The sequence below is a fragment of the Actinomyces polynesiensis genome, from assembly GCF_000820725.1.
Classification (GTDB): Bacteria; Actinomycetota; Actinomycetes; order Actinomycetales; family Actinomycetaceae; genus Pauljensenia; species Pauljensenia polynesiensis.
This window is the reverse complement of sequence record NZ_CCXH01000175.1, coordinates 1-3,396: the sequence shown is the minus strand read 5'-3', so window position 1 is coordinate 3,396 and position 3,396 is coordinate 1. Positions and strand designations below refer to the sequence as shown.

Here is a 3,396-nt window from a genome sequence, read left to right as displayed (position 1 = left end):
GGCCGCGGGTCTGGCGCACACCGTGCGGGTCGACCGGCAGCCGGTGCACCGTCCACCCGGCCTGCCGGGCGTCGGCGCACACCGCCTCGGGCACGGTCTCCAGGCTGAGCACGGTCGGCCCCGCTCCCGAGACCACCGCCGCCAGCCCAGCCTCGCGCAGCCAGTCGACGAGGGCAAGTGACTGGGGCATGGCACCACGTCGGTACTCCTGGTGGAGGCGGTCACGCGTGGCCTCCATCAGCAGTGTGTGCAGGTCGGGACGGACGGGGTGTTCCCCTTCCCCACCCGCGGGCACCGCCCCGACGGCACTGTCCCCACCGCCGGCGAGGAGGGCCCCCAGGAGCGCGGCACGTGAGAGGTTGTAGGCGGCGTCGTGGTGGCTCACCGTCGGGGGCAGTGCCGCCCGCGCCTTCGAGGTCGCCAGCTCGAAGTCCGGCACGAAGGCCACGGGGGCGAAGACCTGCGGGGGCTCGAGACGCACCGCCCCGGGCCTTCCCTGCTCCGTCCACGCCACCGTCGCCCCTCCCAGCACGGCGGGGGCGACGTTGTCCGGGTGGCCCTCCACGTCCGTGCCGATCTCGAGGAGCGCGTCACCCCCGAGCACCTCGGGGTCACCCACGAGTGCACGCGCCAGGGCCAGTCCGGCGATGACCGCCGATGCGGAGGAGCCCAGTCCCCGGCCGTGGGGGATCCGGTTCGTGCAGTGCATGCGGATGCCGACCTGGGGTGCGCCGACGTGGTCGAGGCCGAGACGGAGTGCGCGCACGACCAGGTTGTCCTCGTCCTCGGGCACGTGGCCCGCACCCTCACCCTCGACGACCACCGAGGTGCGGCCCGTCGTGGCGTGGACCGACACCTCGTCACGGAGGCCGAGCGCGAGCCCCACCGAGTCGAATCCGGGACCGAGGTTCGCGCTGGTCGCCGGGACGGTCACGGCGACGAAGTCATCTCGCAGTTGCACGCGTCAATCCTAGGGAAGTGCGGGGGGCGGGCGTTCCGCCGTCCGCCCAGGCGGGGCAGGAGGTCCGCCGACCGCGCAGCGGGCACGGCCAGCGCGCGACGGACCCTGCGCCCGGTCCGCCCACGGGCGCAGCGCCCGTACCGGTCCCCTCCTCAGTGCAGACCGAGTGCCGCGGCGACCTCGACGATGTCGGGACGCACCACCGTCGCCTCGACCTCGCCACCGCCCGGCAGGCCCGCCAGGGCCGTCTTCGTGTCCTTGAGCCCGTTGCCCGTCACCGTGCACACGACCGTGGCTCCGCGGGGCACCTCCCCCGCCTCCCCCGCCTGGAGCAGCCCCGCGACCGACGCCGCCGATGCCGGCTCGACGAAGACCCCGACCTCGCGCGCGAGCAGCTGCTGGGCCGCGAGGATCTGCCCGTCGCCGACGGCGGTGATCCGGCCACCGGAGTCGTCGCGCGCGGCCACCGCGTAGTCCCAGGAGGCCGGGAACCCGATGCGGATCGCGGTGGCGATGGTCTCCGGCTCGTCGATCGGGTGCCCCGCGACGAAGGGTGCCGCGCCCGCCGCCTGGACGCCCCACATGCGCGGGACCTTCGTGGCAACCGGGTCCAGGCGCTGCCAGGAGTCCCCCATGGTGGTGGCCACGCTGCGCCCCGCGTACTCGTTGTAGCCCATCCAGTAGGCGGAGATGTTGCCGGCGTTGCCCACGGGGAGCACGTGGATGTCGGGGGCGTCGCCCAGGGCGTCGACGATCTCGAAGGAGGCCGTCTTCTGGCCCTGCAGACGGTAGGGGTTCACGGAGTTCACGAGGGCGACGGGGTAGGCCTCCGTCAGCTTGCGGACCACGCGCAGGGAGTCGTCGAAGTTGCCGTCGACCTGGATCAGGTGCGCCCCGTGCATGACGGCCTGGGCGATCTTGCCGGCCGCGATCTTGCCCGCGGGCAGGATCACCGCGCACTCCAGGCCCGCGGCCACCGCGTAGGCCGCGGCCGAGGCGGAGGTGTTCCCCGTGGAGGCGCAGGCGATCATCCGCGTGTCCGTCGCGGCGATCTTGGACACCGCCATCGTCATGCCGCGGTCCTTGAACGAGCCGGTGGGGTTCGCGCCCTCGACCTTCACCCACACCTCGGCACCGACACGGCGCGAGATCGCGGGAGCCTCGACCAGGGGGGTGCCCCCCTCGAGCAGCGTGACCACGGGGTCGGTGGGCTCCAGCGGGAGCCGCTCGGAGTACTCGCGCAGGAGTCCCTGCCACTGGTGGGCCATCGGTTCAGTCACCTTCCATGCGGATCGTCGAGGCCACCTCGCGGACGGCCGGGGACTGTGAGAGCGCGTGGGCGACGGCCCGCAGGTCCGCCTCCCGCGCCACGTGGGTGGCGATGACGATGACGGCCTCGCCGATCTCGTGCCCGTCGCGCTGGTGGACGGACTGGATGGACACGCCGTGCCGGGCGAAGATGCTGGCCACCTCGGAGAGGACACCGAGGCGGTCCTCCACCCTCAGGCGCATCTGGTAGCGGGTCCGCGTGGATCCGGGATCCAGGATGGGCAGGTGCGCGTAGACCGACTCGCGGGGGGCGTGGCCGCCGTGGACCCGGTGGGAGGCCGCCGCCACCACGTCGGAGAGCACCGCGGAGGCCGTGGGCGCGCCACCGGCGCCCTGGCCGTAGAACATCAGCCGCCCCGCGGCCTCACCCTCGACCACCACGGCGTTGAAGGCGCCCGCCACCGAGGCGAGCGGGTGGTCCGCCGGGACGAGCGCCGGGTGGACACGCACCGCGACGCCCTCGCGGCCATCCTCCCCGATGCGCCGCTCCGCGATCGCGAGCAGCTTGACGGCGCGGTTGAAGAAGGTCGCCTCGCGCATGTCCTCCGAGGTGAGCCCGGTGATGCCCTCGACGGAGACGTCGTCGATGCCCACACGGGTGTGGAAGGCGAGCGAGGCCAGGATCGCGCACTTCGCGGCCGCGTCGAGCCCTTCGACGTCGGCGGTGGGGTCCGCCTCGGCGAAGCCCAGCTCCTGGGCACGCGCCAGGGCGTCGGCATAGCTGGCGCCCTCGGAGGCCATCGCGTCGAGGATGAAGTTCGTGGTGCCGTTGACGATGCCCATGACCCGGGTGACGCGGTCCCCCGCCAGGGACTCGCGCAGGCCGTAGACGACGGGGACGGCCCCGGCGACGGCCGCCTCGTAGTAGAGGTCGACGTCGGAGGCCGCGGCCGCCTCGTAGAGCTCGGGGCCGTGGGCCGCGAGGAGGGCCTTGTTCCCCGTCACCACCGAGATCCCCTGCCGCAGGGCGCGCAGCACGTACGTGCGCGCGGGCTCGATGCCCCCGATCAGCTCGACGACGAGGTCCCGCCCGTCGATCGCCTCGGCTGGGTCGGTGGTGAGGAGCGCGGGGTCGAGGGGCACGTCGCGGGGGGCGGAGGGGTCGC

At 73.8% G+C, this 3,396-nt stretch carries 3 protein-coding genes; all 3 read right to left on the bottom strand.

All coding sequences use genetic code 11. The features are described from left to right. Positions 1-961: homoserine kinase (locus TA90_RS07480; RefSeq protein WP_043535488.1), on the bottom strand; the 961-nt coding region annotated here is incomplete at its 3' end. Between the two features lie 152 nt (positions 962-1,113). Further along, entirely contained in the window at positions 1,114-2,229 is a 1,116-nt protein-coding gene (thrC, locus tag TA90_RS07475) for a threonine synthase (protein ID WP_043535487.1), read from the bottom strand. A 4-nt stretch (positions 2,230-2,233) separates the two neighbouring features. Further along, a partial coding sequence (locus tag TA90_RS07470; protein ID WP_043535486.1) for a homoserine dehydrogenase occupies positions 2,234-3,396 on the bottom strand: 1,163 nt, incomplete at its 5' end.